This window comes from Geobacillus thermoleovorans (assembly GCF_001610955.1).
Classification (GTDB): Bacteria; Bacillota; Bacilli; order Bacillales; family Anoxybacillaceae; genus Geobacillus; species Geobacillus thermoleovorans.
This window is the reverse complement of record NZ_CP014335.1, coordinates 2,944,249-2,959,035: the sequence shown is the minus strand read 5'-3', so window position 1 is coordinate 2,959,035 and position 14,787 is coordinate 2,944,249. Positions and strand designations below refer to the sequence as shown.

Here is a 14,787-nt window from a genome sequence, read left to right as displayed (position 1 = left end):
GTGGGGAAAGAGTTCCGCGGGCAAAGGGAATGCGGCCGGGCGCCAAGGAGAGGCCCGCGCGTGAAAGGAGCGCCGTTAACAAAAGGCATGCCGTCATCAAGTTGTTCGGTGGATGAGGGAAAACATGGATCAGCGAAGAAAGGAATGGGATGACGATGATCGGGATCATCGACTATGGCATGGGCAACTTATACAGCGTCAGCAAAGCGCTCGAGCGGCTCGGCTGTCCGTATGTCCTAAGCGGCGACAAAGAGGAGCTCGAGCAGGCGCGCGGGCTGATTTTGCCCGGTGTCGGCTCGTTTCGCGATGCGATGCACATTTTAAATGAGACAGGCCTAGCTGCTTTCATCCGTTCGGCGGTTGAAAACGGCACGCCGCTGCTCGGCATTTGTTTAGGGATGCAGCTGTTGTTTGACGAAAGCGAAGAAAACGGGCCGACAAAAGGGCTTGGCTTGCTTCGCGGCCGCGTCGTCCGCTTTCCGGGCGTCACGAAAACCGGCGAGCCATACAAAGTGCCGCACATGGGCTGGAACCGGCTCCGCTTTCATCGTCCGTCGCCGCTCCTTCGTGGCGTCGAGGAAGGGCATGTCTATTTTGTCCATTCGTATTATGTCATTCCAGGGGATGAGGACGTCGTGCTCGCGAGCAGTGAATATGACGTTGATGTTCCGGCGGTCGTCGGGCGCGGCTGTGTGTTTGGCACACAGTTTCATCCGGAAAAAAGCGGTGCGGTCGGCATGAGCATCTTGAACAATTATGTCGGCATCGCCACGGGAAGGGGGAACGGCTGATGGCGGCGTTTACGATTTATCCGGCGATCGATATGCGCGGCGGCAAGTGCGTCCGCCTGCTGCAAGGCGATTACAACAAAGAAACGGTGTACGGCGATTCGCCGGTCGCGATGGCCGAGCAATTCGCCGCTCAAGGGGCGGAGTGGATTCATATGGTCGATTTGGACGGAGCGAAAGAAGGGCGCCGCGTCAACGACCGGTTTGTCATTGAAGCGGCCCGTCGTCTTTCCGTCCATGTGCAAGTGGGCGGCGGCATCCGGACGGAAGAGGATATCGTGCATTATTTAGAAAATGGGGTCGCCCGCGTCATTTTAGGAAGTGCGGCCATTTCCGACCCGCCGTTTGTGAAAAAGATGCTCCAAAAATACGGCCGCCGCATCGTGATTGGCATTGACGCCCGCGACGGCTTCGTGGCGACGGAAGGGTGGCTTGCGACGTCGAACGTCAAGGCGGAAGAGCTCGGGCGGATGCTCGCTGAGGCGGGGGCGGAGACGTTTATTTTCACCGATATTGCGACCGATGGCACGCTGTCGGGCCCGAACATCGCCGCCGCGGTCCGGTTGGCCGAGGCGACGGGAAAAGAAGTGATCGCTTCTGGCGGCGTCAGCTCGCTTGACGATTTGCGCGCGCTCTGCCAATATGCTGGACAAGGCATCGGCGGCGCGATCGTCGGCAAGGCGCTTTATACGAATCAGTTTACGCTCGCGGAAGCGCTCAAGGCGGTGAACGAGCGATGATCACGAAGCGCATCATCCCGTGCCTCGATGTGAAAGACGGGCGCGTCGTCAAAGGAGTGCAATTTGTCCAGCTGCGCGATGCCGGCGATCCGGTGGAGCTCGCGAAGGCGTACGATGAGCAAGGGGCGGACGAGCTCGTGTTTTTGGACATTTCCGCTTCCCATGAAGGGCGGAAAACGATGGTCGATGTCGTCGAGCGCGTCGCCGCCCAGCTAGCGATTCCGTTTACGGTCGGCGGCGGCATCCACTCGCTTGAGGATATGAAGCGGATGCTTCGCGCCGGGGCCGACAAAGTGTCGCTCAACACCGCCGCGGTGCTCCATCCGACCTTGATCACCGAAGGGGCGGACTTTTTCGGCTCGCAATGCATCGTCGTCGCCATTGACGCGAAATACGATGAAACGCTTGGTTCATGGCGCGTCTATACGCACGGCGGCCGCAACGCCACGAACTGGGAAGTCGTCGCTTGGGCGCAGGAAGCGGTCCGTCTTGGCGCCGGGGAGATTTTGCTGACGAGCATGGACGCGGACGGCGGCAAAAACGGTTTTGATATTGAGTTGACGCGGCGGGTGAGCGAAGCGGTCCCGGTTCCGGTCATCGCCTCGGGCGGCGCCGGCAAGGCGGAGCATTTCCTCGAAGCGTTCGAAAAAGGGAAAGCAGACGCGGCGCTCGCGGCATCGATTTTCCATTACAAAGAAACGTCAGTCGGACAAGTGAAAGCGTACTTGAAAGAAAAAGGGGTGAACGTGCGATGACGGCGGACATTCGCTTTGATGAAAAAGGGCTTGTACCTGCCATCGTCCAAGATGCGCAAAGCAAGGAAGTGCTCACGCTTGCCTATATGAACAAAGAGTCGCTTAAAAAAACGCTGGAGACCGGAGAAACATGGTTTTACAGCCGCTCGCGCCAAGAACTATGGCATAAAGGGGCGACATCTGGAAACGTGCAGCGCGTTGTCGACATCCGCTACGACTGCGACGCCGACGCCCTGCTCGTTCTCGTCGAGCCGGCCGGCCCGGCTTGCCATACCGGGTCGTATTCCTGTTTTTCCCGCTCGCTGGACGGCGCGGCGCGCACGCCGGCGGCCGACCGGTTTGCCATTTTGAACGAGTTGGAACAGATCATCGCCCAGCGCGACGCCGAACGGCCGGAAGGGTCGTACACGACGTACTTGTTTGAAAAAGGCGTCGATAAAATTTTGAAGAAAGTCGGCGAAGAAGCGGCGGAAGTCATCATCGCGGCGAAAAACCGGAGCCATGACGAATTGAAATGGGAAGCGGCCGACTTGTTGTACCATTTGCTTGTACTGTTGCGCGAACAAAAGCTGCCGCTTGACGCGGTGCTTGCGACGCTTGCCGAGCGGCACGCGCAAAAGGTGGAAGCGGGCGACAAAAAATAACAAGATGGTTAGGTGAGAAAAAGGAACGTCTGCCATCGCGCCGGCGTTCCTTTTTTGCACGGAAAAACCGCATTCCTAAAGTTTCTTGCTTGTTTTCGCCGCCGATATGGTATACTGTTGTTCGACGAATTTTACGGACGACGGAGGACAGAATGGGAAAACAACTGAAGCGATCATCACGAAAAGCGACGATTGTACCGTTCATCCAAAGCGGAGATTACTTTTTTAAAAAAGGAATGAAAGCATACGACCGAGGCGATTTGGAAAAGGCGAGGAAATATTTTGAGCGCGCCGTCCGTTTGGATGAGCGCGACGCCTCATTCGCCTTGCAGCTTGCCCTTGTGCTGTCGGAGCTTGGTGAATATCAATTTTCCAATCAATGGCTGTTCAAAATTATCCATGATTTGGACGAAACGATGTACGACTGTTTGTATTTTTTGGCGAACAATTTCGCCTGCCTCGGCTTGTTTCGTGAAGCAAGGCAATACGCGGAACGTTATTTGGCGCATGAGCCGGCCGGAGAGTTTGCCGACGATGCTGCTGACTTGCTTGAGCTGCTTCGGCTCGATGGCTCGGAATGGACGGAAGAAGAGGAGCAGCTGATGGTGCTGGAGGATCGGGCCCGCCGTTTGCTTGAGGAGGAGCGGTTTGCGGAAGCGATTGAAGCGCTTGAAGCGCTCGTCGTGCGCTATCCGGACGTTTGGTCGGCGCATAACAATTTGGCGCTTGCTTATTTTTACAGCGGCGATGTCGACAAAGCGAAACAGAAAGTGCGTGAAGTGCTCAAACGCGATCCCGGCAATTTGCATGCGCTTTGCAACGCGCTTGTCTTCGCCTATTACTTGCGTGAGGAAGAACAGGCGGCCGCGCTTTGCGAGACGCTGGCCGGTTTGTATCCGTTTTTTCGCGAGCATCAATACAAGCTCGGGGCGACATTCGCGCTTGTTGGGCGGTTCGATTTGGCGTTCCGTTGGCTGCACCGTTTGTATAAACAAGGCTTTGGCGGTGATGGGCCATTTTATTATTGGCTCGCTTGCGCTGCCTACTATACTGGCCATGAGCCGCTCGCTCGGCAAATGTGGGAGGTGCTTGCCACCCTCCATCCCGAAAAACGGGGTGAGGAGCCGTGGGCCGTTTCAGCGCCGGTGGATGAGGCGCTTATCCGCTTGATGGCTTGGCTGGAGGGCGACGAGCTGGCCGACCGTCTGTACGGATTGTACTTGTTCAGCCGCTCGCCGCAGGCGAAAGAGCCATCGATGTCGCTTGCGGTATGCCGCCTCTTGCCGTCCGATCCCCGTCTGCGCCCGTTTATCGACTGCTTTTTGTTCGGCTTAACCGACGGCCCGTCCGCTTGGGTGGCGAACATCGGCCGCATGGTCGATGCGCTTTCGGCGCATAATGAGGAAAAGGAAGCGCTCTGCCGCTTCGCCTTCGCGATGGCCGTCCATCCGTCGGCTGATCGCGAGCCATTTGCGAACGGAGCCGCGTGGGCGGCGGCGATCGAATACATGTGGCGCCGACAGCAAGGAGAGCGTGTGACGCAAAGAGAGATGGCGGCCAAATACGGCGTGTCGGCGTCGACGGTGCAAAAATACGTGCAAAAAGCGCGCCGGCTCTATACATGAGCAAATCAATAGACAGGGCGAATCGACTTCTATACGATGAAAATGGAATGATTCTCAAGCGAGGGAGTGGACGGTGTGGCAGACGAAAAAATTTACGATGTCATTATTGCCGGAGCCGGGCCGGCTGGGCTGACGGCGGCTGTCTATACATCGCGCGCCAATTTGTCGACGCTGATGATCGAGCGCGGCGTTCCGGGCGGGCAGATGGTCAACACTGAGGAAGTCGAGAACTATCCCGGCTTTGAAACGATTTTAGGCCCGGAATTGGCGGCGAAAATGTTTGAGCATGCGAAAAAATTCGGCGCGGAGTACGCATACGGCGATGTGAAAGAAATCATCGACGGCGAGGCGTACAAAACGGTCATCGTCGGCGATAAAGAGTACAAGGCCCGCGCGGTCATCATCGCCACCGGAGCGGAATATAAAAAACTCGGTGTACCGGGTGAAGCGGAGCTCGGCGGCCGCGGCGTTTCGTACTGTGCGGTGTGCGACGGGGCGTTTTTCAAAGGAAAAGATTTGGTCGTCGTGGGTGGGGGCGACTCGGCGGTCGAAGAGGGCGTTTATTTGACGCGGTTTGCCAATAAAGTGACGATCGTTCACCGCCGCGACAAGCTGCGGGCGCAAAAAATTTTGCAAGACCGGGCGTTCGCCAATGAAAAAATTGATTTCATCTGGAACCATACGGTGAAACAAATCAACGAAAAGGACGGAAAAGTCGGCAGCGTGACGCTTGTGCATACGCAAACAGGCGAGGAACGCGAATTTCCGTGCGACGGCGTTTTCATTTACATCGGGATGGTGCCGCTCTCGAAGCCGTTTGCCAATCTTGGCATCACGAATGAAAACGGCTATATCGTCACGAACGAAAAGATGGAGACGAAAGTGCCGGGCATTTTCGCCGCCGGTGATGTGCGGGAAAAAACGCTCCGGCAGATCGTGACGGCTACCGGCGACGGCAGCATCGCCGCGCAAAGCGCCCAGCATTACGTTGAGGAACTGAAAGAAAAGCTCAATAAGCAAGGGGTCAGCTGATCCGGTAACCAAATCGCAATCAAATCGTAATGGTTATTTAACCCAGATGTAACACGGGCGCAACACATTTGTCGTATGCTATAAGTAAGTAATTGACCCCCTTTTATATAGATCCTTGATTCGGCGCGGGCGTTTGTCCGCGTCTCTTTTTTCTTTGCCTGCGCGCTTGCATCCTGCCGCCCCGCTCGAAACGGCGGGGGATGGCGTCTTTCGGCTGGAAGCGGAATGTTGGGCCCCCGAGGTTTTTGCAGACGGGAAGCGGACGGTTTCCAGCGGTTTGAAGGTGGAGCGGCCTAACTATTTATGGTAAAATAAAGATGATTATGTGCGTGTTTGCGGATGGTTGGGGTGAACGAATTGCAACGGGTGACAAACTGCGTATTATATAAAGATGGCCAAGTGCTGCTTTTGCAAAAGCCGAGGCGCGGCTGGTGGGTCGCTCCGGGCGGGAAAATGGAGCCCGGCGAGACGGTGCGTGAAGCATGCATTCGTGAATACCGGGAAGAGACGGGCATTTATTTGAAAAATCCAGAGCTGAAAGGCGTCTTTACGATCGTGATGAAAAATGGGAATGAAACGGTGTCGGAGTGGATGATGTTTACGTTTTTCGCCGACGACTTCATTGGTGAAAACGTGCCGTCTTCCGAAGAAGGGACGCTTGCTTGGCATCAGGTGGAGACGCTTTCGACGCTGCCGATGGCCCCTGGAGACTATCATATTTTGGATTACGCCTTGAAAGGCAAAGGGGTCATGTACGGGGTGTTTGTCTATACAGAGGAATTCGAGCTGCTTTCATATCGGCTCGATCCGAGCTGATGGAGAGGAGGGGCGGAGATGGGACAAAACGGGGCGCTGCAGCCGATTCAGCTCGTCATCATCACCGGTATGTCCGGCGCGGGAAAGACGGTGGCGATTCAAAGCTTCGAAGACCTCGGCTTTTTTTGTATTGACAACTTGCCGCCGACGCTACTGCCGAAATTTTTGGAGCTCGTCAAAGAATCCGGGAATAAAATGAACAAAGTCGCCCTTGTCATGGATTTGCGCAGCCGCGACTTTTTCGATCATTTGTTCGCCGCGCTCGATGAGCTGGCTGAGCAAGCGTGGGTCATCCCACAGGTGTTGTTCTTGGACGCCCAAGATTCGACGTTGGTGGCCCGCTACAAAGAAACGCGGCGGACGCATCCGCTTGCGCCGAACGAGCCCCCGCTTGAAGGAATCCGTTTGGAGCGGAAGCTGCTCGAAGAACTGAAAGGGCGGGCGCAGATCATTTACGATACGACGGGGCTCAAGCCGCGCGAGCTGCGGGAGAAAATCATCCGCCAGTTCTCATCGCACGCTCAATCCGGGTTTACCATCAACGTCATGTCGTTTGGGTTTAAGTACGGCATTCCAATTGATGCAGATTTGGTGTTTGACGTCCGCTTTTTGCCGAACCCGCATTACATTGAACATATGCGTCCGAAAACCGGGTTGGATGACGACGTATCGTCCTACGTGCTCAAGTGGGGGGAAACGCAAAAGTTTTTGGAAAAGCTCATTGACTTGTTGTCGTTTATGCTGCCGTATTACCAGCGCGAAGGAAAAAGCCAGCTGGTGATCGCCATCGGCTGCACGGGCGGGCAGCACCGTTCGGTGGCGCTCGCAGAATATATCGCCCGCCATTTTTCAGATGATTATAAAACGGTTGTCTCGCACCGGGACATGGAGAGGAGAAAGGACATACACCGATGAGAAACGAACGAGCAGCGAAACTGGTCGTCATCGGCGGCGGCACCGGGCTTCCCGTCCTGCTGAGGGGGCTGAAGCAGCATGAATTGGATTTGACCGCCATTGTCACGGTCGCCGATGATGGAGGGAGTTCCGGGCGGCTGCGCGATGAGCTGCACATTCCGCCGCCCGGGGATGTCCGCAACGTATTGGCCGCGCTGTCTGACGTCGAACCGCTCATTGTCGAGCTGTTCCAGCACCGTTTTCAAAACGGCAACGGCTTATCCGGCCATTCGCTCGGCAATTTGATTTTGGCGGCGCTCACATCGATCACCGGCGACTTTGTGAAAGCGATCCGTGAGATGAGCAAAGTGTTGAACGTGCGCGGCCAGGTGCTGCCGGCGGCGAACAAAAGCGTCGTTTTGCACGCGGAGATGGAAGACGGTTCCATCATCTCTGGCGAGTCAAAAATCCCGAGTGCGGGAAAAAAAATTAAGAGGGTGTTTTTAACGCCGGAAGACATTGAGCCGCTGCCGGAGACGGTTGATGCCATCCGCCGCGCCGATTTGATTGTCATCGGGCCGGGCAGCCTATACACAAGCATCTTGCCGAATTTGCTCGTGCCGAAAATCGGGCAGGAAGTATGCAAGGCGAAGGCGAAAAAAGTATATATATGCAACATTATGACTCAGGCCGGCGAGACGCCGCACTATACGGTGAGCGACCATGTGGAGGCGCTTCATGCTCATCTTGGCGGCCCGTTTTTGGACGCGGTGATCATCAACAGCGGAGCGATCCCGGAAGCGATCCGCCGCCGCTACGAGGCGGAGCGGGCCGAGCCGGTGCGTGACGACAGCAGCGGGCTTTCGTTGCAAGTCATCCGCGACGATATTGTCACGTACGAGGATGGGGTCATTCGCCATAATACGGCGAAAGTCGCCGCCCTTCTTCTCGGGCTTCTCCCTCACCGTTAAAGGCGGGACCCGAGTAGGCCGCAAAGCGCCATTATGGGCGGTGATGCTCCCGATGGCCGCGCCGAAAGTCAGGCACCTCCAACCGGCCGGATGCGGGGAACGAATGGAGGTGGAGCGATCGTGTCTTTTGCATCGGAAACGAAAAAGGAATTGACCCATTTAGAGGTGAAGCCTTGCTGCTTGCGCGCGGAGCTGTCGGCGCTTTTGCGCATGAACGGTTCACTGTCGTTTTCCGGCGGGCGAATGGCCATCGATGTCCAGACGGAAAATGCGGCGATCGCTCGGCGCATTTATACGTTATTGAAAAAGGGCTACGATGTCGCCGTCGAGCTGTTTGTCCGCAAGAAAATGCGCTTGAAAAAAAACAACGTCTACATCGTCCGCGTGACCGACGGTGCGGCTTCTTTGCTTCGTGAACTTCACATTGTCAACGGCGACTTTTCGCTCATCCATGACATTTCCCCGGAGCTCGTCAAGAAAAAATGCTGCAAGCGCTCGTATTTGCGCGGCGCGTTTTTGGCCGGCGGTTCGGTCAACAACCCGGAGACGTCGTCCTACCATTTGGAGATTTTTTCGCTGTATGAGGAGCATAACCGGGCGTTATGCGAATTGATGAACAGCCACTTTTTTTTAAATGCGAAAACGTTGGAACGGAAAAAGGGGTTTATTACGTATTTAAAAGAGGCGGAAAAAATCGCCGAGTTTTTGAACATCATCGGCGCCCATCAAGCGCTGCTCCGCTTTGAGGACATTCGCATCGTCCGCGATATGCGCAACTCGGTCAACCGGCTTGTCAATTGCGAAACCGCCAATTTGAACAAAACGATCGGCGCTGCGCTTCGCCAGGTGGAGAACATCCGCTACATCGACGAGACGATCGGCCTTGATTCACTGCCGGCCAAGCTGCGGGAAATCGCGAAACTTCGCATCGAGCATCAAGACGTGACGCTGAAAGAGCTCGGGGAGATGGTTGCCGGTGGAAAAATCAGCAAATCCGGCATCAACCACCGGCTGCGCAAAATTGATGAGATCGCGGAGCGGCTGCGGGCTGGAAAGCCGGTCGATTTCCATAAATCGCTGTAAAGGGGAGATGGAGAATGGTGGAAAAACAAGTGGAAGTGAAATTAAAAACCGGGCTGCAGGCGCGCCCGGCGGCGTTGTTTGTCCAAGAAGCGAACCGTTTTTCCGCTGATGTGTTTTTGGAAAAAGACGGAAAACGGGTCAACGCGAAAAGCATTATGGGCTTGATGAGCCTCGCCATCGGCCATGGAGCGGTGATCACGCTCATTGCCGACGGTCCGGATGAGCAAGAAGCGATCGAAAAGCTCGCCGCCTATGTGCAAAAGGAAAAGTAAAGCAGCGTGTGGGGCTGGCGGGGAAAGGAATGGAAAAGGCTGCTCCGTTTTTGTCGGAAGCAGCCTTTTTTCGTCAATGTCGGTGCAGGCGCAGCTCTATAGCGGTTCTGCCAACGTGTGCATGCCTTATTTTTCATCAGCGCGCGTCAGCACGCGGTCAATGATGCCGTATTCCATCGCTTTTTGCGCGGTCATAAAGTTGTCGCGGTCCGTATCGCGCTCGATCACTTCGATCGGCTGGCCGGTGTTTTCCGATAAAATGCGGTTCAATTTGTCGCGCAAGAACAAAATGCGCTTCGCTGCGATTTCGATTTCCGTCGCTTGCCCTTGGGCGCCGCCGAGCGGTTGGTGGATCATGATTTCACTGTTTGGCAAGGCGAACCGTTTCCCTTTCGCACCGGCGGCAAGCAAAAACGCCCCCATGGAAGCGGCCATGCCGATGCAAATTGTCGATACGTCCGGTTTGATGAACTGCATCGTGTCGTAAATCGCCAGGCCAGCTGTGATCGAGCCGCCCGGGCTGTTGATGTACAAGGAAATATCTTTGTCCGGGTCTTCCGCCGCCAAAAACAACAGCTGCGACACGATCGAGTTGGCCACTTGGTCGTCGATCGGGCTGCCAAGGAACACGATTCGGTCTTTCAATAAGCGCGAATAAATGTCGTACGCCCGCTCCCCACGGTTCGTCTGTTCGATGACAGTCGGAATCAAATACATCAAAAACGCCTCCTTTTCCATCCTAATGGATCAATATGTACGCCTTAATCATACACGAATGGTCAATGAAGGTCAAACAAAACGACCTTCCCCATTCTTTATAACATATTCGCGGCTAGCGGGAACATCCCTCTTTTCATCATAACCGCTTTTTTATTTTTTTAACCAGTTGCCTGTGGCGGTGACATTGATGTGGAAGGAACAAAGGCCTAATTTTTCCTGTTTTTTTATTGCATTTTCCCCTTGCATTTTTGCACGATCCTGCTATAATAGAACATGCGACGGAACGAAATAGAGAAATCATGAACTTCCATGCCCTCGTAGTGTAGTGGATAGCACGAGAGATTCCGGTTCTCTTAGCGTGGGTTCGAATCCTGCCGAGGGCGTTCCAACGATCCGACAAGTTCGGATTGAGATTCCCAAATCCCTTGATACGACCGCGTTTGCGGTCGTTTTTCATTTTTTGGGAATCCCGAAAAAAACGATAGAATCCGAAAAAATTTTGTACGAATTTTGCACGACTATTTTGCATGGTAGAGCTCCTCCATCGCGAGGTCGACCTGCCGGGATTCTTTTTGTTCCATCTCATCTAAAATATGCGAGTACGTTTGCAGAGTAGTGACAATATGGCGGAACAGGAAACGAGTTTGGAGCAGCTGGCTTCGATTCGGTTTCGCCAACCGTCGATCACAATTCGGACTTTGTCCGCAGACAAAGCGTATGGCGCCACGGAGTATCTGGAAGCGCTCTTTCTTCATCCAGACTACAGTTTTTTGTTTTTTGTCGTGTAAATGCCACTAATAAGTGAAAGGTGCAAACCGAATCCTCCTTCCGTTGCGTCACCCGATTGGGCGGCGCTGTAGGTGAGGTGATACACGTGTAGAAGTTGCACGAGGTATTGAACGATAACAAAAGCTAAACCACATGAAGAAAAAGGACGGAATGACCTGGGGCGACTGGATGGAGATCATGGGGTCCGGCGCGATACGTATAAACGAGTGCGCGGGGCGGTGAGGAGGAAATGGGAAGGAATAAAGACCCTTAGGTTAAAAAACATATACTTGGTATATGGTTGTAATCCTGCCGAGGCAAAACAGCCGCCTAGGCGGCTGTTTTTCTTTTAGATCAGCAGCGGACGCGCCGCTTTCCTCGAGAGGGTTCCCAAATCAAGGGCTCGGGCGGGGCATTGGGTTTTTTCGTCTGAACAGGCGCCGGTTCGGGCGGTCGCCAAGGCCGCTTTCCGCCGTCAAAAATTTCTCCTACCCCCTCCCGCTCCCGTTGTGTACAATAAAAGAAAGGGAGGCGTGACGATGAGGGCGGAGTTATGGCAAGAGCAGCGGCTGCAGTTGTCGCTGACAAAGGAACTTGTGCAGGCGATTGAACTGTTGCAATATTCCGCAGTGGATTTGGAAGCGTTTTTATATGAACAGTCGCTGGAAAACCCGTTTTTGGAAATTCGCCGCACCCGGGTGCGGCAACGGCCAAGCCGGACAGAAAGAGACCAAAAGCAATGGCTCGAGAACATTGGCGCCCGCGCAGAGACGCTTGTTGGCCATTTGCTTTCTCAGCTGCCTGCGTTGAAGCTGGCCGATCGGGAAGAGCGCATCGTCCGTTATCTCATTGCCTCGCTCGATGAGGATGGCTATTTGCGCGTACCGCTTGCCGAGCTGGCGGCGCGGTTTTCCGCATCGGAACAAGAGATGGAACGGGGGCTGCGCCTTGTGCAGTCGCTCGACCCGCCGGGAGTCGGCGCCCGCGATTTGGCGGAATGCCTCTTGCTGCAACTTGAACGTCTTCCTGAGCGTGACGAGCTGGCGGAGATGATCGTCCGCTACCATTTTGTCCCCTTTGCGGAAAAGTCGTGGAAAACGCTGGCCAAGCAGCTTGGCGTCAGCCTTGGCGAACTGCAACGCGTCTTCGAGCTCATTCGCACACTCGAGCCGCGGCCAGGCATTCACTATTCGAGCGAAACACCGCCTTTGGTCGTGCCGGATGTCATCGTCGTCCGCGGGGCGGAAGGGGACTGGATGGCCGCCTATAATGATGACATCCATCCGGAGCTCGGATGGAATCGGGATTACGAGCGGCGCATCGCTGCATCCGGCGACCGGCATGCCGAACAGTTTATCAAAGAAAAATATCGGCAGTTTACATGGCTCGCGAAAAGTTTGGAGCAACGGAAACAGACGCTTCTCCATTTGACGGCCGTCATCATCGACCGCCAGCGCTCGTGTTTGGAGTTTGGGATTTCGGCGCTCAAGCCGATGACGATGCGCGAGGTGGCCGAGGAGCTCGGCGTTCATGAATCGACGGTGAGCCGCGCGGTCCGGCATAAATATGTGCAAACGCCGTTTGGCACCGTGGAGTTGCGCCGTTTCTTTTCAAACGCCGCGACGGCCGCAGGGGATGAAGCGGCATCGTCCGCCCGCGTGAAAGCGATCATTGAGGCCCTTATTTCCGAGGAAGATCGGCGGGCGCCGCTGTCTGACCAACAGCTTGCTGATTTGCTTCGCGATCGGCACGGCATCGCCATTTCGCGCCGCACAGTCGCCAAATACCGCGAGCAGCTGCGCATCCCGTCTTCGGCAAAGCGGAGGCAATATATCGGCCTGCCGTAACGGGCGGCCAATCGAAACGGCAACTGCTGTAGAAAGAGAGGAAGAAATGAATGCATATCCGATTGTATACGAAAACCAATTGCCCGCTCTGCGACAAAGCGAAAGCCGTTTTGACGGAGCTGCGGGCGGACTATTCGTTTACGCTGGAAGAAATTGATATTTACAAAGATGATGAACTGCTGGAAAAATATCAGCTGATGATCCCGGTTGTGGAATTGGATGGCGAAGAAATCGGCTGGGGAGCGATTGAAAAAGAAGCGGTGAGAAAACGGTTGCGGCGGGCGCAAAACAGTTGAACGGCTATCGTCCTCCTGCTATAATGAAAATGGCGCGGGAGGAATTTTTTATGGCACTGCGGGACATAATATGTCATACCGGGACATAAGATGTCCCTATATTCAATCGAGGAGAAAGGATCCATGCAGCCGTTATTGGAGGCACAAAAAAAATTATTGCCTGACTTGCTTGACGTTATGCAAAAACGATATCAAATTTTGCACTCCATTTCGCTTATGGCGCCGATCGGGCGGCGGGCGCTGGCGGCGAGCCTCGGCATGAGTGAGCGGGTGCTCCGGTCGGAAACAGAATTTTTGAAAGGACAAAACTTGCTTTCCGCCGATGTGTCGGGCATGCGGTTAACGGAGGAAGGCCAGGCGCTCCTTCATACCTCCCTTGCTGATACAATCCAATCGCAAGGAGGAAAATAAGGATGGCAGTCAAAGTGGGAATCAACGGATTTGGCCGCATCGGACGCAACGTCTTCCGCGCGGCATTGAAAAACCCGGACATTGAAGTGGTGGCGGTGAACGATTTAACCGATGCGAATACGCTTGCTCATTTGTTGAAGTACGACTCCGTCCATGGCCGTCTGGATGCCGAAGTGTCGGTGAACGGCAACAACTTGGTCGTCAACGGCAAAGAAATCATCGTCAAGGCGGAACGCGATCCGGCGAACTTGGCGTGGGGCGAGATCGGCGTTGACATCGTCGTTGAGTCGACCGGCCGCTTCACGAAACGCGAAGACGCCGCCAAACATTTGGAAGCGGGTGCGAAAAAAGTGATCATTTCCGCACCGGCGAAAGACGAGGATATTACGATCGTCATGGGCGTCAACCAAGACAAATACGATCCGAAAGCCCATCATGTCATCTCGAACGCTTCGTGCACGACGAACTGCTTGGCGCCGTTTGCCAAAGTGCTGCATGAAAAATTCGGCATCGTCCGCGGCATGATGACGACCGTTCACTCGTACACAAACGACCAACAAATTTTGGACTTGCCGCATAAAGATTTGCGCCGGGCTCGCGCGGCCGCGGAATCGATCATTCCGACGACGACCGGGGCGGCGAAAGCTGTTGCGCTTGTCTTGCCGGAACTGAAAGGCAAATTGAACGGCATGGCAATGCGCGTGCCGACGCCGAACGTATCAGTTGTCGACTTGGTGGCGGAATTGGAAAAAGAAGTGACGGTCGAAGAAGTGAATGCCGCGTTGAAAGCAGCAGCGGAAGGCGAGCTGAAAGGCATTTTGGCCTACAGCGAAGAACCGCTCGTGTCGCGCGACTACAACGGCAGCACCGCTTCGTCGACGATCGACGCGTTGTCGACAATGGTCATTGAAGGCAAAATGGTGAAAGTCGTTTCGTGGTATGACAACGAAACGGGCTATTCGCACCGCGTCGTCGACTTGGCCGCCTACATCGCCTCGAAAGGGCTGTAAAACCAGCTTGGCGTTGAGTTTTCCATCCGTTCAAGTCTATAATAGGGAAATGGAGGGGAGCGGGGAAATGATCCCCACTCCTTTTCCTTTGTCCAAACTGCAGCCAAAAGGGGGC

The 14,787-nt window shown here is 54.9% G+C and carries 16 protein-coding genes, 1 tRNA gene and 1 pseudogene; 17 read left to right on the top strand and 1 reads right to left on the bottom strand.

Annotation, left to right across the window (positions count from 1 at the left end; genetic code table 11):
• The first annotated feature begins 149 nt into the window (after nucleotides 1-149).
• From hisH to GT3570_RS14935, 11 genes are all read left to right on the top strand, one after another.
• Complete coding sequence (hisH, locus tag GT3570_RS14985; protein ID WP_014196729.1) at nucleotides 150-791, top strand: imidazole glycerol phosphate synthase subunit HisH; 642 nt, start codon at nucleotides 150-152, stop codon at nucleotides 789-791.
• Nucleotides 791-1,528: a 1-(5-phosphoribosyl)-5-[(5-phosphoribosylamino)methylideneamino]imidazole-4-carboxamide isomerase gene (gene hisA / locus GT3570_RS14980; protein WP_014196728.1), complete on the top strand. Its 738-nt coding sequence runs from the start codon at nucleotides 791-793 to the stop codon at nucleotides 1,526-1,528. Before hisH ends, hisA begins: the two co-directional genes overlap by 1 nt.
• Nucleotides 1,525-2,283 (top strand): imidazole glycerol phosphate synthase subunit HisF, encoded by a 759-nt coding sequence (hisF, locus tag GT3570_RS14975; RefSeq protein WP_011232541.1) that lies wholly within the window; start codon nucleotides 1,525-1,527, stop codon nucleotides 2,281-2,283. Before hisA ends, hisF begins: the two co-directional genes overlap by 4 nt.
• Nucleotides 2,280-2,927 (top strand): bifunctional phosphoribosyl-AMP cyclohydrolase/phosphoribosyl-ATP diphosphatase HisIE, encoded by a 648-nt coding sequence (gene hisIE, locus GT3570_RS14970; RefSeq protein ID WP_021321640.1) that lies wholly within the window; start codon nucleotides 2,280-2,282, stop codon nucleotides 2,925-2,927. The genes hisF and hisIE overlap by 4 nt, the downstream gene beginning before the upstream one ends.
• A gap of 152 nt (nucleotides 2,928-3,079) precedes the next feature.
• A complete protein-coding gene (locus tag GT3570_RS14965; protein WP_033026247.1) occupies nucleotides 3,080-4,552 on the top strand; it encodes a tetratricopeptide repeat protein in 1,473 nt (490 codons plus the stop codon).
• A 75-nt stretch (nucleotides 4,553-4,627) separates the two neighbouring features.
• Nucleotides 4,628-5,584, top strand: coding sequence for a thioredoxin-disulfide reductase (trxB, locus tag GT3570_RS14960; RefSeq protein ID WP_011232538.1), 957 nt, complete (start codon nucleotides 4,628-4,630; stop codon nucleotides 5,582-5,584).
• A gap of 339 nt (nucleotides 5,585-5,923) precedes the next feature.
• Nucleotides 5,924-6,400, top strand: a complete 477-nt coding sequence (locus tag GT3570_RS14955; protein ID WP_014196721.1) for an NUDIX hydrolase — start codon at nucleotides 5,924-5,926, stop codon at nucleotides 6,398-6,400.
• An 18-nt stretch (nucleotides 6,401-6,418) separates the two neighbouring features.
• Nucleotides 6,419-7,315, top strand: coding sequence for an RNase adapter RapZ (gene rapZ, locus GT3570_RS14950; RefSeq protein WP_011232536.1), 897 nt, complete (start codon nucleotides 6,419-6,421; stop codon nucleotides 7,313-7,315).
• Entirely contained in the window at nucleotides 7,312-8,265 is a 954-nt protein-coding gene (locus tag GT3570_RS14945) for a gluconeogenesis factor YvcK family protein (protein WP_011232535.1), read from the top strand. Before rapZ ends, GT3570_RS14945 begins: the two co-directional genes overlap by 4 nt.
• 120 nt (nucleotides 8,266-8,385) lie before the next feature.
• Nucleotides 8,386-9,348 carry a DNA-binding protein WhiA gene (gene whiA, locus GT3570_RS14940; RefSeq protein ID WP_011232534.1) on the top strand — a complete coding sequence of 321 codons (963 nt, stop codon included), beginning with the start codon at nucleotides 8,386-8,388 and terminating at the stop codon, nucleotides 9,346-9,348.
• A 14-nt stretch (nucleotides 9,349-9,362) separates the two neighbouring features.
• A complete protein-coding gene (locus GT3570_RS14935; protein WP_011232533.1) occupies nucleotides 9,363-9,620 on the top strand; it encodes an HPr family phosphocarrier protein in 258 nt (85 codons plus the stop codon).
• 126 nt (nucleotides 9,621-9,746) lie between these two features.
• On the opposite strand, the gene clpP is transcribed toward GT3570_RS14935, so the two are convergent.
• A complete protein-coding gene (gene clpP, locus GT3570_RS14930; RefSeq protein WP_011232532.1) occupies nucleotides 9,747-10,337 on the bottom strand; it encodes an ATP-dependent Clp endopeptidase proteolytic subunit ClpP in 591 nt (196 codons plus the stop codon).
• Nucleotides 10,338-10,651: 314 nt separating this feature from the next.
• On the opposite strand from clpP, the gene GT3570_RS14925 reads away from it, so the two are divergent.
• The 6 genes and pseudogenes from GT3570_RS14925 to gap all read left to right on the top strand — a co-directional run bounded on the left by GT3570_RS14925 (nucleotide 10,652) and on the right by gap (nucleotide 14,672).
• A tRNA-Arg gene (locus tag GT3570_RS14925) sits at nucleotides 10,652-10,723 on the top strand.
• A 240-nt stretch (nucleotides 10,724-10,963) separates the two neighbouring features.
• Nucleotides 10,964-11,128 (top strand): hypothetical protein, encoded by a 165-nt coding sequence (locus tag GT3570_RS18555; RefSeq protein ID WP_014196720.1) that lies wholly within the window; start codon nucleotides 10,964-10,966, stop codon nucleotides 11,126-11,128.
• A 519-nt stretch (nucleotides 11,129-11,647) separates the two neighbouring features.
• Nucleotides 11,648-12,955, top strand: a complete 1,308-nt coding sequence (gene rpoN, locus GT3570_RS14915; protein ID WP_062898918.1) for an RNA polymerase factor sigma-54 — start codon at nucleotides 11,648-11,650, stop codon at nucleotides 12,953-12,955.
• Nucleotides 12,956-13,005: 50 nt separating this feature from the next.
• The gene (locus tag GT3570_RS14910) at nucleotides 13,006-13,251 is read left to right on the top strand and encodes a glutaredoxin family protein (protein ID WP_014196719.1); all 246 of its coding nucleotides are present in this window, start codon (nucleotides 13,006-13,008) and stop codon (nucleotides 13,249-13,251) included.
• A gap of 123 nt (nucleotides 13,252-13,374) precedes the next feature.
• Nucleotides 13,375-13,623: pseudogene (locus GT3570_RS14905) on the top strand (hypothetical protein); the annotation flags it as partial.
• Between the two features lie 41 nt (nucleotides 13,624-13,664).
• Entirely contained in the window at nucleotides 13,665-14,672 is a 1,008-nt protein-coding gene (gene gap / locus GT3570_RS14900; RefSeq protein ID WP_011232528.1) for a type I glyceraldehyde-3-phosphate dehydrogenase, read from the top strand.
• Nucleotides 14,673-14,787 lie beyond the last annotated feature (115 nt).